This window comes from Aliirhizobium cellulosilyticum (genome assembly GCF_014198105.1).
GTDB lineage: Bacteria > Pseudomonadota > Alphaproteobacteria > Rhizobiales > Rhizobiaceae > Neorhizobium > Neorhizobium cellulosilyticum.
Window position 1 is genome coordinate 583,247 of the sequence record NZ_JACIGW010000001.1, and the last position, 21,030, is coordinate 604,276.

26 protein-coding genes are annotated in these 21,030 nt (G+C 58.5%); 19 read left to right on the top strand and 7 right to left on the bottom strand.

Annotated features, from left to right (window positions below; genetic code table 11):
- The first annotated feature begins 172 nt into the window (after positions 1-172).
- From GGE33_RS02580 to GGE33_RS02600, 5 genes are all read left to right on the top strand, one after another.
- Positions 173-1,459, top strand: a complete 1,287-nt coding sequence (locus tag GGE33_RS02580; protein WP_183821124.1) for a hemolysin family protein — start codon at positions 173-175, stop codon at positions 1,457-1,459.
- Positions 1,459-2,058, top strand: a complete 600-nt coding sequence (locus GGE33_RS02585; protein WP_183821125.1) for a 5-formyltetrahydrofolate cyclo-ligase — start codon at positions 1,459-1,461, stop codon at positions 2,056-2,058. The genes GGE33_RS02580 and GGE33_RS02585 overlap by 1 nt, the downstream gene beginning before the upstream one ends.
- Positions 2,059-2,060: 2 nt before the next feature.
- Positions 2,061-2,885 carry a TIGR00282 family metallophosphoesterase gene (locus GGE33_RS02590; RefSeq protein WP_183821126.1) on the top strand — a complete coding sequence of 275 codons (825 nt, stop codon included), beginning with the start codon at positions 2,061-2,063 and terminating at the stop codon, positions 2,883-2,885.
- A gap of 95 nt (positions 2,886-2,980) precedes the next feature.
- A complete protein-coding gene (locus tag GGE33_RS02595) occupies positions 2,981-3,340 on the top strand; it encodes a hypothetical protein (RefSeq protein WP_183821127.1) in 360 nt (119 codons plus the stop codon).
- Between the two features lie 172 nt (positions 3,341-3,512).
- Complete coding sequence (locus tag GGE33_RS02600; protein WP_183821128.1) at positions 3,513-4,361, top strand: MBL fold metallo-hydrolase; 849 nt, start codon at positions 3,513-3,515, stop codon at positions 4,359-4,361.
- A gap of 22 nt (positions 4,362-4,383) precedes the next feature.
- Here the strand turns inward: GGE33_RS02600 and GGE33_RS02605 are convergent, their stop codons facing one another.
- Complete coding sequence (locus GGE33_RS02605; RefSeq protein WP_183821129.1) at positions 4,384-4,896, bottom strand: pyridoxamine 5'-phosphate oxidase family protein; 513 nt, start codon at positions 4,894-4,896, stop codon at positions 4,384-4,386.
- Positions 4,897-5,065: 169 nt separating this feature from the next.
- Here GGE33_RS02605 and GGE33_RS02610 point away from each other — a divergent pair, with 169 nt between their 5' ends.
- Positions 5,066-5,812, top strand: a complete 747-nt coding sequence (locus GGE33_RS02610; protein WP_183821130.1) for a YebC/PmpR family DNA-binding transcriptional regulator — start codon at positions 5,066-5,068, stop codon at positions 5,810-5,812.
- 63 nt (positions 5,813-5,875) lie between these two features.
- Here the strand turns inward: GGE33_RS02610 and GGE33_RS02615 are convergent, their stop codons facing one another.
- Together GGE33_RS02615 and GGE33_RS02620 are read right to left on the bottom strand one after the other, a co-directional pair.
- Positions 5,876-6,871 (bottom strand): LLM class flavin-dependent oxidoreductase, encoded by a 996-nt coding sequence (locus GGE33_RS02615; protein ID WP_183821131.1) that lies wholly within the window; start codon positions 6,869-6,871, stop codon positions 5,876-5,878.
- A 103-nt stretch (positions 6,872-6,974) separates the two neighbouring features.
- Positions 6,975-8,345 (bottom strand): methyl-accepting chemotaxis protein, encoded by a 1,371-nt coding sequence (locus GGE33_RS02620; RefSeq protein ID WP_183821132.1) that lies wholly within the window; start codon positions 8,343-8,345, stop codon positions 6,975-6,977.
- A 181-nt stretch (positions 8,346-8,526) separates the two neighbouring features.
- Between GGE33_RS02620 and ruvC the strand changes: the two genes are divergently transcribed.
- The 8 genes from ruvC to GGE33_RS02660 all read left to right on the top strand — a co-directional run bounded on the left by ruvC (position 8,527) and on the right by GGE33_RS02660 (position 12,699).
- Positions 8,527-9,036: a crossover junction endodeoxyribonuclease RuvC gene (gene ruvC / locus GGE33_RS02625; RefSeq protein ID WP_183821133.1), complete on the top strand. Its 510-nt coding sequence runs from the start codon at positions 8,527-8,529 to the stop codon at positions 9,034-9,036.
- Positions 9,037-9,105: 69 nt separating this feature from the next.
- Complete coding sequence (locus GGE33_RS02630; RefSeq protein WP_183821134.1) at positions 9,106-9,357, top strand: AbrB/MazE/SpoVT family DNA-binding domain-containing protein; 252 nt, start codon at positions 9,106-9,108, stop codon at positions 9,355-9,357.
- Positions 9,358-9,361: 4 nt separating this feature from the next.
- Positions 9,362-9,793 carry a type II toxin-antitoxin system VapC family toxin gene (locus GGE33_RS02635; RefSeq protein WP_183821135.1) on the top strand — a complete coding sequence of 144 codons (432 nt, stop codon included), beginning with the start codon at positions 9,362-9,364 and terminating at the stop codon, positions 9,791-9,793.
- Positions 9,790-10,404, top strand: a complete 615-nt coding sequence (gene ruvA / locus GGE33_RS02640) for a Holliday junction branch migration protein RuvA (protein WP_183821136.1) — start codon at positions 9,790-9,792, stop codon at positions 10,402-10,404. Before GGE33_RS02635 ends, ruvA begins: the two co-directional genes overlap by 4 nt.
- Positions 10,405-10,475: 71 nt before the next feature.
- The gene (gene ruvB, locus GGE33_RS02645) at positions 10,476-11,516 is read left to right on the top strand and encodes a Holliday junction branch migration DNA helicase RuvB (RefSeq protein WP_183821137.1); all 1,041 of its coding nucleotides are present in this window, start codon (positions 10,476-10,478) and stop codon (positions 11,514-11,516) included.
- Between the two features lie 31 nt (positions 11,517-11,547).
- The gene (locus GGE33_RS02650; protein ID WP_343062370.1) at positions 11,548-12,036 is read left to right on the top strand and encodes an NUDIX hydrolase; all 489 of its coding nucleotides are present in this window, start codon (positions 11,548-11,550) and stop codon (positions 12,034-12,036) included.
- A gap of 53 nt (positions 12,037-12,089) precedes the next feature.
- Positions 12,090-12,311 (top strand): hypervirulence associated TUDOR domain-containing protein, encoded by a 222-nt coding sequence (locus tag GGE33_RS02655; RefSeq protein ID WP_183821139.1) that lies wholly within the window; start codon positions 12,090-12,092, stop codon positions 12,309-12,311.
- Complete coding sequence (locus tag GGE33_RS02660; protein ID WP_183821140.1) at positions 12,304-12,699, top strand: hypothetical protein; 396 nt, start codon at positions 12,304-12,306, stop codon at positions 12,697-12,699. The genes GGE33_RS02655 and GGE33_RS02660 overlap by 8 nt, the downstream gene beginning before the upstream one ends.
- Here GGE33_RS02660 and GGE33_RS02665 read toward each other — a convergent pair.
- The 3 genes from GGE33_RS02665 to GGE33_RS02675 all read right to left on the bottom strand — a co-directional run bounded on the left by GGE33_RS02665 (position 12,693) and on the right by GGE33_RS02675 (position 15,749).
- Positions 12,693-13,574, bottom strand: a complete 882-nt coding sequence (locus GGE33_RS02665; RefSeq protein WP_183821141.1) for an NAD-dependent epimerase/dehydratase family protein — start codon at positions 13,572-13,574, stop codon at positions 12,693-12,695. The genes GGE33_RS02660 and GGE33_RS02665 overlap by 7 nt on opposite strands.
- Positions 13,571-14,398, bottom strand: coding sequence for a glycosyltransferase (locus GGE33_RS02670; protein ID WP_183821142.1), 828 nt, complete (start codon positions 14,396-14,398; stop codon positions 13,571-13,573). Before GGE33_RS02670 ends, GGE33_RS02665 begins: the two co-directional genes overlap by 4 nt.
- Before the next feature lie 130 nt (positions 14,399-14,528).
- The gene (locus GGE33_RS02675; RefSeq protein ID WP_183821143.1) at positions 14,529-15,749 is read right to left on the bottom strand and encodes an NAD-dependent epimerase/dehydratase family protein; all 1,221 of its coding nucleotides are present in this window, start codon (positions 15,747-15,749) and stop codon (positions 14,529-14,531) included.
- Positions 15,750-15,871: 122 nt separating this feature from the next.
- Here GGE33_RS02675 and ybgC point away from each other — a divergent pair, with 122 nt between their 5' ends.
- Positions 15,872-16,321: a tol-pal system-associated acyl-CoA thioesterase gene (gene ybgC, locus GGE33_RS02680; protein WP_183821144.1), complete on the top strand. Its 450-nt coding sequence runs from the start codon at positions 15,872-15,874 to the stop codon at positions 16,319-16,321.
- Between the two features lie 30 nt (positions 16,322-16,351).
- Here the strand turns inward: ybgC and GGE33_RS02685 are convergent, their stop codons facing one another.
- Entirely contained in the window at positions 16,352-16,837 is a 486-nt protein-coding gene (locus GGE33_RS02685) for a DUF3617 domain-containing protein (RefSeq protein WP_183821145.1), read from the bottom strand.
- 444 nt (positions 16,838-17,281) lie between these two features.
- Here GGE33_RS02685 and tolQ point away from each other — a divergent pair, with 444 nt between their 5' ends.
- From tolQ to tolB, 4 genes are read left to right on the top strand one after another with little or no spacing between them, the layout of a single operon-like run.
- Positions 17,282-18,001: a protein TolQ gene (gene tolQ / locus GGE33_RS02690; RefSeq protein ID WP_183821146.1), complete on the top strand. Its 720-nt coding sequence runs from the start codon at positions 17,282-17,284 to the stop codon at positions 17,999-18,001.
- A gap of 26 nt (positions 18,002-18,027) precedes the next feature.
- A complete protein-coding gene (tolR, locus tag GGE33_RS02695) occupies positions 18,028-18,486 on the top strand; it encodes a protein TolR (RefSeq protein WP_148145893.1) in 459 nt (152 codons plus the stop codon).
- Positions 18,487-18,495: 9 nt separating this feature from the next.
- Positions 18,496-19,641 carry a hypothetical protein gene (locus tag GGE33_RS02700; RefSeq protein WP_183821147.1) on the top strand — a complete coding sequence of 382 codons (1,146 nt, stop codon included), beginning with the start codon at positions 18,496-18,498 and terminating at the stop codon, positions 19,639-19,641.
- A 30-nt stretch (positions 19,642-19,671) separates the two neighbouring features.
- The gene (tolB, locus tag GGE33_RS02705) at positions 19,672-20,979 is read left to right on the top strand and encodes a Tol-Pal system beta propeller repeat protein TolB (RefSeq protein WP_183821148.1); all 1,308 of its coding nucleotides are present in this window, start codon (positions 19,672-19,674) and stop codon (positions 20,977-20,979) included.
- The last annotated feature ends 51 nt before the right edge of the window (positions 20,980-21,030 follow it).

The window sequence follows — 21,030 nt, forward strand, 5'->3', positions numbered from 1 at the left end:
ATAGACGCAAGCCGACCTTATGATTTCTGCTCACAGGTGAAGGTGCGCAGTTCCGAGAACCGGCTGACGGTTTTCCGAACTGCGCGCGAGATCACATCATGAAATCAACGGCAGCCGCCGCAAGCGGTCAACGTTTTGTGCGCAGGATATTGTCCCAGCCTAAGAGCACCTTTTGTTAACCGAAATCCTTATCGTCGTTGCACTCACCATATTGAATGGTGTTCTTGCGATGTCGGAACTTGCCGTCGTTTCATCCCGCCCCATCCGTCTCAAGGTTATGGCAGAGCAGGGAAATCGCGGTGCGGCCACAGCCATCAAGCTTGCCGAAGACCCAGGTCGTTTTCTCTCTTCCGTTCAGATCGGCATCACGCTGGTTGGTGTTCTTTCCGGCGCATTTTCAGGCGCAACCCTCGGTACGCGCCTGACCTCATGGCTCGAGGCACAGGGCATGGCCGAGAACCTTGCCGACTGGCTTGGTGTCGGCGGTGTCGTTGTCGTCATCACCTATATGTCGCTTATCCTCGGCGAACTGGTGCCGAAGCAGATTGCGCTTCGCGCGCCAGAATCTGTTGCCGCCCGCGTCGCGCCTGCGATGAAGCTCGTGGCGATGATCGGCGCGCCCATCGTCTGGTTTCTCGATATTTCCGGCCGCTTCGTGCTGGCCATACTCGGTCAGAAGGGCGAGTCCGAAGACAAGGTGACGGACGAGGAAATCCGCACCGTTCTTGCTGAAGCGCAGAGCGCCGGCGTCATCGAAAGCGGTGAGTCCGAGATGATTTCCGGCGTCATGCGCCTGGCCGACCGCACCGCCCGCGGCCTGATGACGCCGCGCCGCGATGTCGAGGTGATCGATACCGAGGACGAACCGGAGGAAATCCGCGCCCAGCTTCGCGCCACGACACGCTCCCGCCTTCCGGTTCGCAAGGGCAGTTCCGACGAGATCATCGGCGTTCTGTTCGTCAAGGACGCCTATGATTTCATGGCCGGCGGAAAGCAGTTCGATGTTCAGCTTGTTATGCGTGAGGCTCCCGTTGTCTCCGATCTGACTGGCGCTCTCGACGTCATCCAGGCGCTCAGGAAGGCACCGGCGCATATGGTGCTTGTCTATGACGAGTACGGTCATTTCGAAGGCATCATCAGCTCAGGCGACGTGCTGGAGGCAATCACCGGTGTGTTCCAGGAAGACGCGACCGAAGAGCCTGCAATCGTGGTGCGGGACGATGGTTCTTACCTGATCGCCGGCTGGATGCCGGTGGATGAGTTCGGGGCGCAGATGGGGATCTCGATCGAGGAGGATCCGGGTTACGAGACCGTTGCCGGTTTCGTGCTTGACGAATTGAAGCACCTGCCGGAACTCGGCGAAAGCTTCACGACGCATGGCTGGACCTTCGAGGTCGTCGATCTTGACGGTCGGCGTATCGACAAGCTGCTGGTCTCGCGCTCGGGCGACAAGGCCTGATGGCCGGCCAATCGATCAAGGCGTCGCTGCGGGCCGAAAGGCTCGCGGCGCGCGATGCGCTCAGTGCTGCGGAGCGCGTGGAGAAAAGCCTGTCGCTGGCATCGCATGGCATGGCGGCGATCGATCTCAACGACGGAACGCTCGTGTCCGGCTTCCTGCCGATCCGCTCCGAGGTGGATGTCCGTCCTCTTATGGATCTCCTGAGACAACGCGGGGCGCGGATTTGCGTGCCCGTTGTACTCGACAAGGAAATCATCGTTTTTCGCGAGCTGACACCCGGCGCCGAGCTTGTCGCGGGCGTCTTCGGCACGGTCGGGCCGGGGTTGGACGCGGCCGAACTCGACCCCGAGATCATGCTGGTGCCACTTGCGGCGTTCGACCGCAGAGGCCACCGGATCGGTTATGGTGGCGGTTATTATGATCGCGCAATTTACCGTTTGCAGCAAAAAGGCTGCAATCCACGGCTGATCGGCATTGCATTCGACTGCCAGGAAGTGGCATCAGTTCCCGAAGAACCTCATGATATAAGGCTTCACGGGATCCTGACGGAAAGCGGCTTTCGCGATCTGTCCGATGAGGCCATTGTAAAGATTGGATAGGAATGCGCCTTCTCTTTCTAGGTGACATGGTCGGCAAGACCGGCCGCACGACCGTATGGGAAAAACTGCCGGGACTGATTTCCGACCTGAAGCTCGATTTCGTCATCGTCAATGGCGAGAACGCAGCCGGCGGCTTCGGCATTACCGAGGACATCTTTCTTGAGACGATCAATGCCGGTGCCGATGTCGTCACGACCGGCAATCACGTCTGGGACCAGAAAGAAGCGGTGACCTTTGCCGGTCGCCACGACCAGTTCCTGCGGCCCGCGAACTATCCTGCCGGCACGCCGGGCAAGGGGTCGGGTCTCTATTATGCCCGAAACGGTGCGCGCATCCTCGTTGCCAACATCATGGGCCGGGTGTTCATGCATCCGGAACTCGACGATCCCTTCAAGAGCGCCGAGGCAATCCTCGATGCTGCTCCGTTGAAGGAGCAGGCCGACGCGATCATCTTCGATTTCCACGCAGAAGCGACCAGCGAGAAGCAGTGCTTTGGGCATTTCGTCGACGGGCGCGCCTCGCTCGTTGTCGGCACGCATACCCATGTGCCGACCGCCGATTGCCAGATCCTGAACGGCGGCACCGGCTATATGTCGGATGCCGGCATGTGCGGCGACTACGACTCGTCTCTGGGAATGGAGAAGGAAGAGCCGCTCAACCGCTTCATCTCGAAAATGCCTAAGGGCCGGTTCGAGGCGGCGCATGGACCGGCGACGCTTTGCGGTCTCGGTATCGAGATTTCGGACTCGACCGGGCTTGCGGAGAAGATCGAACCTCTGCGGATCGGGCCGCGGCTGGCGGAAACCATTCCCAGCTTCTGGCGTTGATTGGGGAACTGCGGTTCCCATGCTATTATTCCGGCATGTGATCTCCTGACCCGGCGCTTGTGCCGGGCAGGGCGGCATCTGATGGAGGGCATAGCATGGTTGACCCGGTTACCCGCGTTTCTTCGACGTCAGCATCCGCCGCGACTTTGGTCGATAGCAGCGTGGTCAGCCGGGCTGAGCCTGATAATGTCTGGGCAGCCCACCGGCAGGATCAGATCAATGCCGACCTTGCGACCATGAAGCGTTTTCGTGAGCAGCAGGACGAGGCCGGAAGCGAAGAAGAGCCTTCCGCGTCTCTCGATGATCGGCACCCGCACCGCCGACAGGACGCGACTGCTTCGGAAACACTCGACGAGCAGGCAGATGACGCAAGATTGTCGGGTGAAAGCGAGCGTATCGGAACGCGGAATTACGATGAGGGGACGCCATTCGGGCATCGCACACTGATCATCTGATCCGGTTTCGTGTGGGACCGTGTTCGGGAGCGCCTTGTGTCGGATCGAACTCAACCTTTGGCCGAATGACGGAATTGTGAGGCGCGGATCGGCAATGTCTGCTGGACCGATCCGCATGCTTGCCCCATCCTTTTCCCCGGAATGAGCATGAACGCGTTTTCCGGAGTGTGGCATGAAGCTGCGAACTCTCGCATTCGGTTTTTCGGCCTTTCTTCTTTCAGCATTCTCTTCGGCCTACGCACAGGAAGGCCTTCCTGTCAGCCAATGTCAGGCAATCGCTCAGAAACTGCCGCATGTGCGGTTTGCGAGCTTCAGCCCGCCGGGTGTTCAGCTAGCGCAGGCGGGCAAGGCGTTGACGCTCGCCGAGCGGGAAGAGGTGAGGATCACCTTCGTCGGGCATTCTACCTATTTCATCGAGACGCCGGGCGGTATCGGGATTGCGACGGACTACAGCGGTGTCTATCGGCCTGACAGATTGCCGGACGTGGTGACGATGAACCGCGCGCATTCCACTCATTACTCTCTGACGCCCGATCCAGGGATTGAGATGGTGCTGCATGGGTGGAGCGATGTGCCGGGTGAAAAGGCTAAACATCAGGAGATGATTGGAGATGTCTATATCCGCAATGTCGTCTCCGACATCCGCAACTGGGGCGGCGGTATAGAGGAGAACGGCAATTCTATCTTCATCTTCGAGGTTGCGGGCCTGTGCATAGGCCATCTGGGGCATCTGCATTTTGAATTGAACGAGGCGCAATATACGGAGATCGGGCGTCTCGATATCCTGATGGTGCCTGTCGACGGTGGTTTGACCATGGGGGCGGACAGCATGAGCCGCGTCGTGCAACGGCTGCGGTCTTCGCTGATCCTTCCGATGCACCGTTTCGGGCCGCCGCTGGATACGTTCCTCGCGATGTTCGACGGGAAGTTCGACATCGCCTATGCGAAGGAAAAAACGCTCAGGGTATCGATTCGGTCTCTGCCCAAGAAACCGACGATCCTAGTGCCGCAGGGGCTTTAACGGCCCCCGCGGCTAAATCAGACTAATGGATTGCCGAGAAGGTGAGGTGCTGCTTGACGCCTACTTCCGGCATCTTCTCGTCGGTCATGTTGGCCTTGGCGATCTCCCAGCCGAATTTCAGCGTGCTGTTGGTCGAGGCCCAGATTTCGGCATCATCTACCTTGAAGGCGAGCATGGTGAGAAGCGGATCGTCCTTGCCCTGCTCGTACCAGGCGGCGGTTACGGCGCTCCAGTATTCGTCGCGCTTTGCGGCATCGAGGCGGACTTCGATCGGGCCCGACAGGCAAGCGTGATAGTCATGGTTCTTGCCGGTGACGCAGAAATGCGCCCGGCCGCCAGCGCCGATGGCGCGCACGAGATCCGTATCCGTCTTGGTAAAGAACCAGATCGTATTGGTCTTGGTATCGACATTCGGCGCCATCGGCTGGAAATGCATGTGTGTGCCTTCCAGACCAAGCATGCCGGCATGGACGCCATTGATCTCGTCCCACATCTGGCGTTCGGGTGCTTCGCGGGCTTCGGTGAGGCTTGCCATTCCTGCGTCTCCTTTGTTGTTTTCGATAGGTCAAACGGAGCTGCAAAGGCTTTGTTCCGGCCCATTTCGTTGAGGCGGGGACGCTTGGGTAATCGAAATGCCTTGAATGGCGGGCGCTTCGAAATTATAAGGCGCCCATTCCAAAACCGGTTAAAGTATCAGGGGTGCCATGGCTGGCCATTCACAGTTCAAAAACATCATGCACCGCAAGGGCAAGCAGGACGGCATCCGTTCGAAGATGTTCTCCAAGCTCGCACGCGAAATCACCGTTGCTGCCAAGACAGGTCTTCCCGACCCGACGATGAACGCTGCGCTTCGCCTTGCCGTGCAGAACGCCAAGGCACAGTCGATGCCGAAGGATAACATCGACCGTGCGATCAAGAAGGCTTCCGGTGCTGACGCCGAGAACTACGATTCCGTGCGTTACGAAGGCTACGGCCCGGGCGGCACGGCCGTCATCGTCGAGGCGCTGACTGACAACCGCAACCGCACCGCATCCAACGTCCGCTCCATCTTCACCAAGGCCGGCGGTGCGCTTGGTGAAACCGGTTCGGTTTCCTTCTCATTCGATCACGTCGGCGAAATCACCTATAAGCTTTCCGTCGGCGATGCGGACAAGGTGATGGAAGCGGCTATCGAAGCCGGTGCCGATGACGTTGAGACGGACGAAGAAGGCCACACGATCTATTGCGGTTTCGAGGACATGAACGAAGTGTCCAAGGCACTGGAAGCCGTTCTCGGCGAAGCCGAGACGGTCAAGGCGATCTGGAAGGCACACAACACGATCGAAGTCGATGAGGAAAAGGCGCAGTCGCTGATGAAGCTCATCGGCAACCTGGAAGACGATGACGACGTGCAGAACGTCTATTCGAACTTCGAAGTGTCGGACGAGGTGATGGCCAAACTCTCGGCCTGATTGTTCTTCAGAATCTGGAAACTGCAACGGGCCGGTTTATGCCGGCCCGTTTTTCGTTGCGCGTCACGCTTTTTCCATCATCGGCAGGCTGGCAAACAGCTCGACCGAATGCAAACGAGCGTCGATGTCGTGGATCGGCATGGAGACGATCAGTTCGTCAGCGCCGGTTTCCGCGAGAAAGTCTTTCAGCTTTGCCTCAATGGTCGGCACCGAGCCGACTGCGGCGTAACGCAGCGTGTGCTCGACGCTCATCTTTTCCATCGGTGTCCAGAAGCCATCCATGCTGTCCAACGGCCTGGGGAAGCGGGTGCGGACATTCTTGCGCAGGTTGACGAATTGCTGCTGCGACGAGGTGAACAGACGTTCGGCTTCTTCATCGGTGTCTGCGGCGACGCCCATGACCCCAACCATGACATAGGGCTTTTCCAGTTCAGCGGACGGTTGGAAGCGTTCGCGATAGATCGCAATCGCATCCAGCAGCATGTCGGGGGCGAAGTGGGAAGCGAAGGCATAGGGCAGGCCGAGCGCCGCCGCGAGATGGGCGCTGTAGAGGCTGGAGCCGAGGAGCCAGATCGGTACATTGGCCTCGGTGCCGGGGACAGCAATGATCGCCTGGTTCTCGATCGGCGTGCCGAGCAGGTGCTTCAGTTCGACGATGTCCTGCGGAAAGTTCTCGGCACCGGCATCCATGTTGCGTCGAAGCGCGCTGGCGGTGCGCATGTCGGTGCCGGGAGCGCGGCCGAGGCCGAGATCGACACGGCCGGGCAACAGCGCTTCCAGCGTACCGAACTGTTCAGCAATCACGAGAGGGGAATGGTTGGGCAGCATGACGCCACCGGAGCCGACGCGGATTTTCTTCGTGGCGGCGCCGACATGGGCGATAACGATCGAGGTCGCAGCGCTGGCTATACCGGGCATGCCATGGTGTTCGGCAAGCCAGACACGCTTGTATCCCTGCTCTTCGGCCTTGATTGCCATGCGGCGAGATTGATCGAGCGCATCGCGCACCGAGTAGCCTTCGCCGACCGGCGAAAGGTCAAGTATCGAGAACGGAATCATGGATCTACCTTGGAAAGGAACAATTCTGTCGTTCCTATCTAGGGAGCCGGAACCGCCGAGGCGACCCTTTCGCGCAGAAAAGCATGAGCAGGCGGTTCCGCTTTTACGTCTTCACTACCTTCAGATGGCTGCGGTGGTGGGGCGGGCTGGTGTCTGGCGGTGTGTGGTCATCGTGAAGAACGGTGATATGGATGAAGCGTCCGCAATGCCTATTGATCACCGCAAGCTCCTGCGCCATGCGTTCGAGCGCCGTCTCCAGCATATGGTCGAGCGAGCGGCGCTGGCTGGCATGCTTGAGTGACCCGTCCAGAATGACGCCGCTGCGGGCAACGATATCTGACGACATCGTCGAAGCTTCCGAGATTAACGTGAGCTTGTCGCCGATCGTCTCGAAACTCTCGTGCAGATGCTGTTCCTGCTGCAGGATACGACCTGTTTGTGTGCGCGCTTGCTTGAGGCAGAGAGTGACGTCGCGTTCCAGAAGCGAAGCCTGCTTTGCTGCTGCCGCGCTTGTTTCGGCCATATCGCGCAACTCGGCTGCGAAAGCCGGCAGCGTTTCCTGGGGGCCGGCCATGTTTGCTGCCGCAACGCTGGCGCTGACGGAAAGCATGTTGGTGCGGAATGCCATGTCGCGCATCAGCGCAGCGATGTCTCCAACCTGTTTCTCTGAGCCGCGCATGCTTTCGGATGCCTCTATTTCCTGCGAAACGGTTTCGCGGCTCTGTTGCCAATAGGTCTTGGCATTGGCGGCGATTGTGGCGATCTCTCTCAACGCCGCATCCTGCTCGCGCAGGAGATCCGCGATATCACGCAGGCCATTGCCGGCAACCGAAAGAGCGGGAACTTCATCCGGTATCATCGAACGCTGCTGCGTCAGCCGGATACGCGCCTCGGCGCATTCTCCATGCAGGGTGCTCGCCGAAGTGATGATGGTTGTCAGGCTTTCGTTGAGCGAATTGACTGCCTTGTTGAAATCACCGCGCAATCCTTCGAAGCCATCCGAGAAGGGAGTGTCGAGAGTGACGGAAAGGTCGCCTGTCGCGAGGCGGCGCAAACCGGCATCCAAGGCGCTGAGCGCTTCTTCCGAAGCCTTCTGGCGATCGTTGCCTGCTATTCCATGCTCCTGGTCAATGGTCTTCAACCCAACTAGGCGGGGGGTGGCCGGATTGACGCGTTCAGGAGAAATTTTTGGTTCTGAAGATTTTGGCAGCGGGCCTAAACCGGATGCGATAGCCTTTTCAGGTGCGGCACCGAGCATCAGTCTGGTCGAGACCGGTCGTATCTCATGAGCGCCGGCAATGCGGGTGGCCATCATAGCCGTCGCCATTGAGAAACCAATGACGCCCGCTGCCAGAAGTGCTGTCATGGCGGGGGACATTCCCGGAGAAAAAGTGGATGCGATCACTGCCAGCAGGCCATTCTGCACTAGCAGAAGAGCCGTGATCTTCATGAACAAGCTTTGGCGTTGAGACATCGCCCTCTCTCCCTCTCGTATCATTCGAGAACACCCAGAACGCGGAAAAGCCGCCGTCGTTGCAAAGGTCATATCAGTAGAGCGACATATGGTTAGCGGCGCGTTAACCAGTTGAAATGCGATGTTTCTGTTTTGTTCATATTTCGATGGCTATCAAGGGCGGGTGAAGGTAGGGTGAGACATGGCAGACATCATTCGAATCATCGGCATCGATCCCGGACTTCGACGCACGGGCTGGGGTGTCATCGACACGATCGGCAACAGCCTGAAGTTCGTCGCCTCAGGTACGGTGACTTCGGATGGGGATCTGGATCTCGCTTCGCGCCTGTGCCAGCTGCATGACGGGCTTGCCGAGATCGTGCATGCCTACAAGCCGGATGAGGCTGCAGTCGAGCAGACTTTCGTTAACAAGGATGCGGTCGCGACGTTGAAGCTTGGCCAAGCCCGCGGCGTCGTGATGCTAGTGCCTGCTCGTGCCGGACTGCCTGTTTCGGAATACGCGCCGAATGCCGTGAAAAAATCGGTGATCGGCGTCGGCCACGGCGATAAGAAACAGATCCACATGATGCTGAAGATCCTGATGCCCAAGGTCGAGTTCAAGGGTGACGATGCTGCTGATGCTCTCGCCATTGCCATCTGCCACGCCCATAACCGTGGCGGGAACCGTATGCGTCAAGCGTTGGCCGGATAACCGCTCAATAGGTTTGTTCTTGACTTGTTCTCTAGGTAAGATATTTTCTTACTCAAAGGAGAGCAGTTCATGCGTGTGACATCGAAAGGGCAGGTAACCATACCACGGGATCTTCGCGAGCTGGTCGGCATAGAGCCTAACAGCGAGGTGATCTTCGGTTTGGAAGGTGGCGTGATTACCCTGACACCCAAGCATGGAACCACCGCAGACGCGGACCGTGCGCGGCTTGATCGTTTCATCGCCACGCTTGAAGAACTGGGCGGGACTGGTGACCAGGCCATCGATGCCGACGAATTGATGCGTATAACACGCGATCGATAACAGCATGGCAACGCTCATCGATACCAATATTCTCGTTGACCTTGCCGTGGGAGATCCGCATTGGCTCGAGTGGTCGCGTCGGCAGCTGCTTGCGGCGATGGCGCGCGGCAGCGTGGTGATCAACCAGATCATCTTTTCGGAATTCTCCTACCGATACGATGAGCTGGAAACCGTGGATGCGCTTTTGCCGCGCAACCAGTTTATCCGTGAGAACCTGCCTTGGTCTGCGGCATTCGCAGCCTCTTATGCCTTTCGCCGATATGGGTCGGCAGGCGGACAGCGTGATCGCGTATTGCCGGATTTCCTCATCGGCGCGCATGCGACGATCCGTGGGTATACATTGCTGACGCGTGATCCGTCCGGCTATCGCCGCTATTTTCCGGGTATCGATCTGATCGCGCCCGACACGCACCCTCTTTCAGGAAAACAGACATGATCGGCAAGCTTAAAGGCACTATCGACGAGATCAGAACGGACCATGTGCTCGTTGACGTGCATGGTGTCTGTTACGAAGCCTTCTGTTCGTCGCGCACGCTGTCGCGGCTGAATGTCGGCGAGGCGGCGATCCTGTTTATCGAGACCTATGTGCGCGAGGATCAGCTGAAGCTGTTCGGTTTCGTCTCGGCGCTGGAACGCGAATGGTTCGGTCTGTTGCAGAGCGTACAGGGCGTCGGTTCGAAGGTGGCGCTTGCCGTTCTTTCGACGTTGACACCGGGTGAGCTCGCCAATGCGATCGCGCTGCAGGACAAGACCGCGGTTTCGCGTGCGCCGGGTGTCGGCCCCAAGGTGGCGGTGCGCATTGTCACCGAATTGAAGAACAAAGCGCCGGCCTTTGCGGGTGAAGCCTCCGCCAATATCGGCCTGAAGCAGGAAATTGGCGAGGGCGTCGCCTCCGCACCTATCTCCGATGCCGTTTCGGCGCTGACCAATCTCGGTTATTCGCGCGATCAGGCGGCCAATGCTGTGGCTGCGGCGCTGAAAACTGCAGGTGAGGAGGCGGACAGCGCGAAGCTGATCCGGCTGGGGCTAAAGGAGCTCTCACGTTAACGGCTATCGCGGCTGCGTATTTTGTCCATGTCGTGTATTGACTGGATAACTGGTTCGAACGGAAATACCTTATGACTGACGAAACCCGCCTCATCTCGCCGGAAAAGCGGGGCGAAGATCTTGATACGGCTTTGCGCCCCCAATCGCTGGACGAGTTTACCGGACAGGCAGAAGCCCGCGCCAATCTGAAGATCTTTATCGAGGCGGCGAAGAACCGTGGCGAGGCGCTGGACCACGTTCTTTTCGTCGGCCCGCCGGGACTAGGCAAAACGACGCTGGCGCAGATCATGGCGAAGGAGCTCGGGGTCAATTTTCGCTCGACCTCCGGCCCGGTCATTGCCAAGGCGGGAGATCTTGCGGCGCTTTTGACCAATCTCGAAGAACGCGACGTTCTGTTCATCGATGAAATCCATAGGCTAAACCCGGCGGTCGAGGAAATTCTTTATCCTGCCATGGAGGACTTTCAGCTCGACCTGATCATCGGCGAGGGGCCGGCGGCGCGTTCGGTGAAGATCGATCTTTCTAAATTCACGCTGGTTGCTGCCACCACCCGTATAGGCCTTCTGACCACGCCGCTGCGCGATCGATTTGGTATTCCGGTGCGCCTGTCCTTCTATACCGTAGAGGAGCTGGAGGGCATCGTGCGGCGCGGGGCGCGGTTGATGGGGCTCAAGATGACGGATGACGGCGCTCGTGAAATTGCCCGCCGTGCCCGTGGAACGCCGCGTATCGCCGGTCGCCTCCTGCGCCGCGTGCGCGATTTTGCCGAGGTGGCGCGTGCCGAAGCGGTGACGAAGGAAATTGCCGATGAGGCGCTTGTCCGTCTGAATGTCGACCATGCCGGTTTCGACCAGCTCGACAAGCGTTACCTCAACATGATCGCGGTGAATTTTGCCGGCGGGCCGGTCGGGATCGAGACGATCGCGGCGGGCTTGTCGGAGCCGCGAGATGCGATCGAGGATATTATCGAGCCCTACATGATCCAGCAGGGTTTCATCCAGCGTACGCCGCGCGGGCGAGTGCTCACCGCCGTAGCCTGGAAACATCTCGGCCTGCAGCCGCCCAAGGATATGGAAGCGGCACAGTTCCGCATGAGTTTGGAAGATGATTAAGAAAGACAAGCCGCAGGATCTGCGTATCCGCATGAAATTCAAGCCTAAGCGTATCTTTCAGATGCGCATTGCCGGCCTGGCGTTTCGCGATGGGCATGTGCTCGTCCATCGTGCGGTTCACGAGCCCTTCTGGACTTTTCCCGGTGGCCGGGCGGAAGTGGGGGAGACATCCGAGGAGACGCTCAAGCGGGAGATGGTCGAGGAACTTGGCGTGATAGCCGATATCGGCCCGTTGCTTTGGGTGGCGGAGAACTTTTTTCATTACGAAGGCAAGGACTGGCACGAACTCGGCTTTTATTACCGGATGGAACTGCCGGAAAGCTTTCCGTTTCATCCGAGCGATATCGTGCATCGTGTAGTCGATACGCATGAACTTGAGTTCAAATGGGTTCCGGCGACCAGGGATGCGCTAAAGGCTCTCGATATCCCACCCTACTTCATCGCCGAAGAGATCGAAAATCTGCCGACTTCGCCGCGTCATGTCGTTCAACGGGATGGCGACCTCGATCTGAAGAGCTGATTTCGGAACATCATGCGGCTCCTCGAGTTTCCCAAGGGAGAAAGGAGCCATGCATGCAGAAAATCCAAGTCGGAAATGAAGTCGAATGGAAATGGGGTCGCTCCAAGGCAGAGGGTAAGGTCACCCAGAAATTCACCGAGGACGTGGAGCGCCGGATCAAGGGAAAGACGATCAAGCGCAAGGCGGACGACACGGAACCGGCATTCCTGATCAAACAGGATGATGGCGACCGCGTTCTGAAAAGTCAGTCGGAGGTGAAGAAGAGCCATGGCTGATAAGGATTTCGACAATCGTCCGCCGGCGGACGTTGCGGCTGCTGCTGAAAAGGGGCTGAAACTCAGGGCTAAGTTCCGGCGCGGCGGCACCACTGTTGGCATTGCGCGCGCCCGCGATCTCCAGCATCGCAAGTCGCTCTCCGATCTTACCGTCAAGAGAATGGTCAGCTATTTCGCCCGCCACAAGGTCGACAAGCGCGCCGAGAATTTTGGTGATGATGAAGAGCCTTCCACCGGGTACATCGCGTGGCTCCTATGGGGCGGCGATGCCGGGCAGAAATGGGCGGAAGAGCAGGCCAAGGCCATCGAGGCGAAGAAAAGAGAGAAACAGCCGAGCCGTCATGGCCGAGACGGCAATGTCCAGCGGCATGCTTCACATCATCAGTGATCATCCTCAATCTGGTGAGCCAGTATCGCCATGGTTTCGTCGAACCGCCGCATTCCTCCGGGCCGCCAGCCCATGCGGCGGATCTTTTCGGTAGCCATTGCGTTCGCAGAGAGTGCCGCGAAGGCAACCAGCTGGGCCGAAAGCCCCAGTCTTTCCAGGATTGTTCGCGTATCGACTGTGACGTCCGAGATGTTGAAGCTCTGCGCACTTATCGAAGAAGCATCCATTGTCAGCATGAGCTGGACAGCCTGGGCGACATCTGCTCCATGGACCTCCGTGCCTGCACGTGGCGCAACCGGTTTGCCGACAAGCGTATCGGCGATGAGATCATCCCATTTATTTGGACGGAATTCTCCATAGATGCCGGTGGCGCGCAGCGATGCGGTGACGAAATCCTGGCCGGATAAGGTGCTCAGCGCATGCTCACAAGCGAGCTTGATCTCGCCGTAAAGGGATGTCGGTGAGAGCGCCAGCTCTTCCGTGAGGACCGTGCCTATTTCGAGACCATCATAAACGGCGCGGCTGGAGAGAAATACGGTTCGCTGCACGCCTGCTTTTTTTGCCGTTTCGAAGAGTTTGACCGATCCGTCGAGATTTAGACGCCGGAAACGCTTCGGATCCGTGCCTTCACCACCCCGGTATTTTCCCGGAAGGTGATCGAAAGCTGCATGGATAAAAGCGTCGATGCCTTCGAATGTGCTGGACTGATTGAGTTTGGGATCAAGGTGCAGCGGACGGAAATCAGCCGGCTGTGAGAAGAAACCTGCCGGAGGCGGTTTGCGGGCGCCAACTGTCACGGCATATCCTGCCGACAGAAGGCCTTCGACGATATAGCGGCCGACAAGACCTGTGCCGCCGGAAACCAGCACCCTCACGCCGCATCTCCGGGATTGGAGAGCTGTGGGCCGGGTAGGGTGCTGGTATCGGGGATGTTCCTGCCGTCATGAAAGGCATGCCAGAGGTCGATCAGAGCGTGTAACTGATCGGATTTTGGATGATTTGCCTCCCACGGCTTTTCATACTGGTAATGAAGGATGGCGACGCTTTTCCAATCCCACAGGGCAGGCATGGTGAACCAGACGTATTGCAGCATGTTCATGGTGACCGGCAGGCCGTGCCAGTCGGGAAAGAAGCTTTCGAGAAAGGTCTGGTCGGTCCGCCGCCAGAAGGCGTCGGGTTGGTCGAGGGCTGCAAGCATGCGCTCGAAGGTTTCGGCGGACGGTTTTGCAACAAAGACGCCGGAATTGAGCCGGTGGAAATCAGCAAGGCTCTCGTAGACATTCGGGGCTGCGGAAAATTCCGGATAATCGAACAGCTTGTCGATGTTCTTTAACACGATCACGTCTGCATCAAGGAAAACGATAGTGCCGTATTCCTTGAGTTGCCAGAGCCGAAGCTTGCAGAAATTGTCGAGCGGCGTGTGGAAGTCGGGTTTGCGGCCCTTTGTGAAAGGGGCGGCACCATGCAGGTTCTTGCGGGCATGCCGCTCGTTGAAGCCGTCAGACAGGGGAAGGTGCGAGACTTCGATGGTTCGGCAGCCGAGCGTCCTGAGATTGCCCAGCGCCTCAGGCGAAACCGCACCCGTATGCAAAATGACGATGTCAGCCGTGGTGCCGGTCCGGTGCAGCGAGTGGACCAGTGCGGTCGCGCCCATGATGTAATCTGCATTGGTCACGAGGGTGACGAAGGCGTTCCGCATGGCTTGTTGTGGTCCTGTTCGCGTGCCGCGCACGTCATGCTCGGGCCTGTCCCGAGCATCTATCGCCTTGGCAGGATTGTACATCGTCCTCGGGTTTAACCCGAGGACGAGGGGGACGAAATACGGTTTCCTAGGAAACCGACTTCAGCCGCTTGCCTTCCGGGTCGCGTTCGACGGTGGCGGCGATGTCCTTGGTCCAGGCGGAGACGGCTGGAACGCGGCTGCGATCAACGCGATAGGCGTATTTCTTCGCAACGTCGACGATCTCGGACAGCAGACCTTCGCCGAGCGTTGTCGGCTTGAGGCCGAGTTCGATGAACTTCTCGTTCTTCACCACGAGATCGTTTTCCGGTGCTTCCTTGCGCGGATTTGGCAGCCAGGCGATCTTTGCGCCGGTCATCTTCGAGATCATCTCGGCCAGATCACGGACACGGTGGGTTTCGGTCATCTGGTTGAAGATTTCGACGCGGCCACCGCGGGCAGGGGGATTGTTGAGGGCGATCTCGATGCAGCGAACCGAATCCTGAACATGGATGAAGGCGCGGGTCTGGCCTCCGGTGCCATGTACGGTAAGCGGATACCCGATTGCCGCCTGGATGAGAAAACGATTCAAGACCGTCCCGTAATCCCCATCATAATCAAAGCGATTTATCAGTTGCTCATGGATGCGCGTCTCGGCCGTATGGGTGCCCCAGACGATGCCCTGATGCAGGTCGGTGATCCGCATGCGGTCGTTCTTGGCGTAGAATTGGAAGAGAAGCTGATCCAGGCACTTGGTCATGTGATAGATCGAGCCGGGATTGGACGGGTAGAGAATTTCCTGGGATACCGTCTCGCCGCTCATCGTCTCGATGCCGACCGGCAGATAGCCTTCGGGGATGGCTGCGCCGACCGTCGAATAGCCATAGACGCCCATCGTGCCGAGATGGACGAGGTGGGTGTCGAGATCGAGTTCGACCAGTGCATTCAGGAGATTGTGCGTGGCGTTGACGTTGTTGTTGACCGTGTAGTTCTTGTGGCGGTCGCTCTTCATCGAATAGGGGGCTGCGCGCTGTTCGGCAAAATGCACGATCGCATCCGGGCGATGCTCGGCAAGCCAGTTCTTCAGGAGTTCGTAGTCCTTGGCGAGATCGATGAGATTGAAATGGATGCGGCGGCCGGTCTCCGCGTGCCAGATGCGGGTGCGCTCCTGGATACTGTCCATCGGGGTAAGAGACTGCACGCCGAGTTCCGTATCGATCCAGCGGCGGGAAAGATTGTCGAGAATATGGACTTCATGGCCCGCATGGGACAGGTGAAGGGATGTTGGCCATCCGATGAAACCGTCGCCGCCCATGACTGCAATCTTCATAAAAAATCTCCGGTGGTGTTCTAAACTTTTCCTGATAGGGAGGAAATATGACGCCCTTTAAATGGTGGTGCAGAGTGCTCCCAATATCCAGATGGCGATAAGGTTTTTCCAAGGCAAGCCTCATGAGCAGTGATAATTTTCTTCTTTCCGGCGAATTGACCGATCACGGACACCGGCTCGTACAACGCGTCTATTACGAGGACACGGACTTTTCCGGCGTCGTCTATCACGCGCGTTACCTGCACTTCCTCGAAAGGGGCCGGACCGACTATCTGCGCTGCCTGGGATGCGAGCAGAGCGCGCTTCTGGTTGCCGATGAGGAAGGTCTCGTGTTCGTGGTCCACCGGATGGAAATCGACTTCAAGCAACCAGCGCGGATGGATGATGTCCTGACGATTACGACAGCGACGGAAAAGGCGGGTGGCGCCAAGATGGTGCTCAGTCAGGAAATCCGCCGTGGCGACACGCTGCTGATCGCCGCCAAAGTGGTGATCGCAGTGATCAACAAGCATGGGCGACCCCGGCGGTTGCCGGAGACGATTGCAGATAAGTTTCTGGGGCATGGCGCGTAGTGCGCCACGCCTGACGTATAGATCTTGCGGTCAGGGGCGGAGAATAAGGCCGCTCTTGGTCATCCTCTTCATGCCTGGCTTAAGCTCGGCCGGGCATTTTCCGGCATAGGTCACCTTGGCATTGGCATGGAGAGTATTGGTCTTGCCGAGCGCATTCACGAACTGCGTGACTGATTCGAAGCTGTAGCCGGTCTTGAAGTCTCCCGAAAACGTGACCTGCAATTTGGCCTCGGTCTTTTCGGTCAGCTTGCAGGTCGCGTCGATCTTGCCTGATGATTTGCGGGTGCTGGAGTTCGTGACCTTGCACTCATTGGCGAAATTATCCCAGACGTCGGTATCGAGAAAGTCGTTCCTGGCCTCTTCGATGCACATCGACCAGTCCGCGAACGGATTGTCTTCGGCCTTGAGCAGCCACAGGCCGGCTGTTCTCGGAGGGATATCCTTGGCGGCCGCGGGTGAAATCAGAAACACGGACAGGAGAGCGGCACCGATCAGGGTGCGTTTGAAAACAAGCATTTATTCCTCTTTGAAAATGTTCTCCGCCAAGTTGCGCGAGGTCGCCTCAAGGCGGGATGGTGATGGTCGGACGGATAGCCAAGGCATCTGCCGTGCTCAAGCTGCCGGTGGTTGCATGCCGGCATATCTCGCGCTCACCCTGCCGGAATGGCCGGCTAGTGGTGGCGAAAACAATCATCATTTGCGGATTTGTCGAGTCGTTTCAGGAGGATGGGGTGCGCAATTGTAACGCATTATTAACGATAATGTTGTCTTACTCAGGACCGAGGAATTTGTGCAACGCACGCCTTCCTTTGACCAAATTTGAAGGCGAGAAGCCAAGCAGAAAACTCAGGACATCTTGGGGTTAGGGCTGCGCTCTCGGTGGTCAGACAGATATTCGCGAGCATGCGCTTTGGAACCCGCCCGGTCACCATGCCGGGCGTTTGGATTCGGGGATAGTTGATGGAACAGGTAGCTTTGGAAGCCGCAACGCACGACGTCAGTCTGCTGGCGTTGTTTATGCAGGCGGGGCTTCTCGTCAAGCTGGTCATGATCGGTTTGCTCGGGGCGTCGGTCTGGACCTGGGCGATCGTGCTCGACAAGTATGTAAGCTTCTCCAAGGCGCGGAAGCAGTTCGATCAGTTCGAGCAGGTCTTCTGGTCGGGCCAGTCGCTGGAAGAGCTCTACCGCACGCTCGGTGAGCGTCAAAAAAATGGTCTCGCTGCCATCTTCGTTGCCGCCATGCGCGAATGGAAAAAGAGCTTCGAGCGCGGCGCACGGTCGCCGATCGGCCTGCAGATGCGTATCGACCGTGCGATGGACGTGACCATGGCACGCGAAGGCGAAGCCTATGAGGCACGCCTCGGATCGCTGGCAACGATCGGTTCGGCCGGTCCGTTCATTGGCCTCTTCGGTACGGTCGTCGGTATCATGACATCGTTCCAGGCGATTGCCGGTTCGAAGTCGACCAACCTTGCAGTTGTTGCTCCCGGTATTGCCGAAGCTTTGCTTGCAACCGCGATCGGCCTTGTCGCCGCTATCCCGGCTGTTATCGCTTACAACAAGTTCATGGCCGAAGCTGGCAAGCTGCATTCCCGCATGGAAGGTTTTGCCGACGAATTTTCGGCCATCCTGTCTCGTCAGATCGACGAAAAGCTGCAGCCGCGCCAGGCCGCGCAATAAGCCGCGCGACGAAGGAGAGCTAGATCATGGGCATGTCTGCCGGAGGAGCGAATGCATCGGGTGGCGGTCGCCGCGGACGTCGTGGTCGCCGCCGTGGCGGTGCCATCAGCGAAATCAACGTGACGCCGCTCGTCGACGTCATGCTGGTGCTTCTGATCATTTTCATGGTCGCGGCTCCGATGATGACCGTAGGCGTGCCGATCGACCTGCCGGAAACGCAGGCGAAGGCGATGAACTCCGATACCCAGCCGATCACCATTTCCGTGAATCCGGCAGGTGAAATCTACCTGCAGGAAACGCCGATCGTGATCGACGAAGTCGTTCCGAAGCTCGAGGCGATTGCCACGACCGGTTATAACGAGCGCATTTATGTGCGTGGCGACACAGCTGCCGCCTATGGCGTCGTGATGAAGGTCATGGCCCGCATTTCTGCTGCCGGTTATAAGAATATCGGCCTCGTTACCCTTCAGGAACAGGACAGGTAATCGAGTGCCATGAAGGGAAGTCTCGGCACATCGCTGGTTCTTCACACGCTGGTTCTGACCTGGGCGATGGTTTCGCTCAGTGCGCCGGCGCCCATGACCGTGGCCGATGTCGAGGCCCTGCCCGTCGACATCGTGCCGATCGAAGACGTCACCCATATGATGCAGGGTGACAAGAAGGCGCCGATGACGGAAAAGCCTTCGGTCAAGGAAACAAAAAACCAGAAGATCATCGAGAACGCCGAGAATGCAGGCGAAAACGATGTCGACCTGAAGGCACCGCCGACACCTTCCAAGAAGCCGACACAAGTGGAAGCTGCAGCCGCGCCGAAACCAACGGAACGCCCGACGCCGACACCAACGCCCGAGCAGAACGAAGTCAAGGATATCGCGCCGGAAGAGACCGCGCCGAAGCCGACCGAGGTCGCCGCGCTGCCACAGCCGAAGCCGGAGCCGACGCCGCCGAAGCCCGAGCTCACTCCGAAGCCGGAGCCGACACCTGCCCCCGCCGAGACCCAGGCGGAGGAAATTCCGCTGCCTTCCTCCATTCCGTTGCCGGCCTCCAAGCCGAAGCCGGAACCGCCGAAGGAGCAGGCAAAGCCGGTTGAAAAGCCAGTCGAGAAGCCGGTCGAGAAAAAACCGGAAACGAAGCCCGCCGAGACTGCAAAGCCGACCGACAAGAAGGAAGGCAAAAAGCAGGAGACTGCAAAGTCATCTTCTTCGCAGAAGAGCGACTTCAACGCCGACGAGATCGCTTCGCTGCTGAACAAGCAGGAATCATCCGGTGGTGGTGCGAAGCGCTCGACTTCGCCGGCATCCACGGGCAGCACCAAACCCTCCACGGGCGCGAAGCTCAGCCTCAGCGAGATGGACGCGTTGCGCGGCCAGATCCAGAACAACTGGTCGACCATCGCCGGCATCGAAGGATTGCAGGGCATGGTGATCCGGGTGACGTTCCGTCTCGACAAGTCCGGCATGATCGTCGGCGAGCCAGAGGTGACATCGACCGGCGGTTCCTCGATGGCACGCAGGACGATGGAAGGTGGCGCGTTGCGCGCGGTGTTGAAGTCGCAGCCTTTCAAGGGCCTGCCGGCCGAGAAATACGACGCCTGGAGCGAAGTCGCCGTCAATTTCGACCCCAGTGATCTGGGGCTCTAGAGAATCAAATAGCTGAAAGGCTTTAGCGATATGATCAGACGTTCCCTCATCGGTATCATGATGGCGATTGCCGGAATGGCGATGACGTTTTCCGCGCCAGCCCATGCGGCGGTGGAAATCAACATCAACAAGGGCAATGTCCAGCCATTGCCGATCGCGATCACGGACTTCCAGTCCAATAATGATCTTGGCGCACAGATTGCCCAGGTGGTTGCAGCCGACCTGCAGCGTTCGGGCCTGTTTGCCCCGGTGAACAAGGCTGCCTTCATCGAGAAGATTTCCGATCCGAACAAGGCACCACGTTTCCAGGACTGGACGGCAATCAACGCCCAGGCGCTCGTCGTCGGTCGCGTCACCCGCGAAGCCGATGGTCGTCTGCGCGCCGAGTTTCGCCTGTGGGATACCTATGCCGGCCAACAGATGACCGGCCAGCAATTTTTCACCCAGCCGGACAACTGGCGGCGTCTCGCCCATATCATCGCCGACGCGATCTACGAGCGCATTACCGGTGAAAAGGGCTATTTCGACACCCGCGTCGTGTTCGTCTCGGAAAGCGGTCCGAAGACCGCCCGCCAGCGCCAGCTTGCGATCATGGACCAGGACGGTTTCAACGTCCGCATGTTGACCAACACCAAGGATCTGGTGCTGACGCCGCGCTTCTCGCCGAGCCGTCAGGAAGTCACCTACATGTCGTTTGAAGGCAATCAGCCGCGCGTCTATCTGCTGCAGCTGGAAACCGGACAGCGCGAAGTGGTCGGCAATTTCCCGGGCATGACGTTCTCGCCGCGCTTCTCTCCCGATGGCCAGAAGGTCATCATGAGCCTGCAGCAGGAAGGCAATGCCAATATCTATACTATGGACCTGCGCTCGCGAACGACGACGCGCCTGACCTCGACGGCCGCAATCGATACGGCACCTTCCTATTCGCCGGACGGTCAGAGAATCACTTTCGAAAGCGACCGTGGTGGCCGTCAGCAGATCTACGTGATGAACGCCGACGGTTCGGGACAGAACCGTATTTCCTTCGGTGACGGTTCGTATTCGACACCGGTCTGGTCGCCGCGCGGCGATCTGATCGCCTTCACCAAACAGTCGGGCGGAAAATTCTCGATCGGTGTGATGAAGCCGGACGGTTCGGGCGAACGTATCCTGACGTCGGGCTTCCACAACGAAGGTCCGACCTGGGCGCCGAATGGCCGCGTGCTGATGTTCTTCCGCCAGGGAGCAGGTGCCGGTGGTCCGCAGCTCTATTCGATCGACCTGACCGGTTACAATGAACAGATGGTCAAGACGCCGTCTTACGGGTCCGACCCGGCGTGGTCGCCGCTCTTGGAATAGGTTGTGTGAACAGGTGCAATCAAGAGTGAGGCGATCTCGCCTCTTTTCCGC

Coding starts and splice junctions, on each gene's coding strand:
- tolB (WP_183821148.1), top strand. CDS start 19,672: ATGATCAGACGTTCCCTCATCGGTATCATGATGGCGATTGCCGGAATG.
- GGE33_RS02590 (WP_183821126.1), top strand. CDS start 2,061: ATGCGCCTTCTCTTTCTAGGTGACATGGTCGGCAAGACCGGCCGCACG.
- GGE33_RS02655 (WP_183821139.1), top strand. CDS start 12,090: ATGCAGAAAATCCAAGTCGGAAATGAAGTCGAATGGAAATGGGGTCGC.
- GGE33_RS02630 (WP_183821134.1), top strand. CDS start 9,106: ATGCGTGTGACATCGAAAGGGCAGGTAACCATACCACGGGATCTTCGC.
- ybgC (WP_183821144.1), top strand. CDS start 15,872: ATGAGCAGTGATAATTTTCTTCTTTCCGGCGAATTGACCGATCACGGA.
- GGE33_RS02700 (WP_183821147.1), top strand. CDS start 18,496: ATGAAGGGAAGTCTCGGCACATCGCTGGTTCTTCACACGCTGGTTCTG.
- GGE33_RS02675 (WP_183821143.1), bottom strand. CDS start 15,749: ATGAAGATTGCAGTCATGGGCGGCGACGGTTTCATCGGATGGCCAACA.
- GGE33_RS02615 (WP_183821131.1), bottom strand. CDS start 6,871: ATGATTCCGTTCTCGATACTTGACCTTTCGCCGGTCGGCGAAGGCTAC.
- ruvB (WP_183821137.1), top strand. CDS start 10,476: ATGACTGACGAAACCCGCCTCATCTCGCCGGAAAAGCGGGGCGAAGAT.
- ruvC (WP_183821133.1), top strand. CDS start 8,527: ATGGCAGACATCATTCGAATCATCGGCATCGATCCCGGACTTCGACGC.
- GGE33_RS02610 (WP_183821130.1), top strand. CDS start 5,066: ATGGCTGGCCATTCACAGTTCAAAAACATCATGCACCGCAAGGGCAAG.
- GGE33_RS02685 (WP_183821145.1), bottom strand. CDS start 16,837: ATGCTTGTTTTCAAACGCACCCTGATCGGTGCCGCTCTCCTGTCCGTG.
- GGE33_RS02635 (WP_183821135.1), top strand. CDS start 9,362: ATGGCAACGCTCATCGATACCAATATTCTCGTTGACCTTGCCGTGGGA.
- GGE33_RS02660 (WP_183821140.1), top strand. CDS start 12,304: ATGGCTGATAAGGATTTCGACAATCGTCCGCCGGCGGACGTTGCGGCT.
- GGE33_RS02620 (WP_183821132.1), bottom strand. CDS start 8,345: ATGTCTCAACGCCAAAGCTTGTTCATGAAGATCACGGCTCTTCTGCTA.
- ruvA (WP_183821136.1), top strand. CDS start 9,790: ATGATCGGCAAGCTTAAAGGCACTATCGACGAGATCAGAACGGACCAT.
- tolR (WP_148145893.1), top strand. CDS start 18,028: ATGGGCATGTCTGCCGGAGGAGCGAATGCATCGGGTGGCGGTCGCCGC.
- GGE33_RS02650 (WP_343062370.1), top strand. CDS start 11,548: ATGAAATTCAAGCCTAAGCGTATCTTTCAGATGCGCATTGCCGGCCTG.
- GGE33_RS02670 (WP_183821142.1), bottom strand. CDS start 14,398: ATGCGGAACGCCTTCGTCACCCTCGTGACCAATGCAGATTACATCATG.
- GGE33_RS02605 (WP_183821129.1), bottom strand. CDS start 4,896: ATGGCAAGCCTCACCGAAGCCCGCGAAGCACCCGAACGCCAGATGTGG.
- GGE33_RS02585 (WP_183821125.1), top strand. CDS start 1,459: ATGGCCGGCCAATCGATCAAGGCGTCGCTGCGGGCCGAAAGGCTCGCG.
- GGE33_RS02600 (WP_183821128.1), top strand. CDS start 3,513: ATGAAGCTGCGAACTCTCGCATTCGGTTTTTCGGCCTTTCTTCTTTCA.
- tolQ (WP_183821146.1), top strand. CDS start 17,282: ATGGAACAGGTAGCTTTGGAAGCCGCAACGCACGACGTCAGTCTGCTG.
- GGE33_RS02595 (WP_183821127.1), top strand. CDS start 2,981: ATGGTTGACCCGGTTACCCGCGTTTCTTCGACGTCAGCATCCGCCGCG.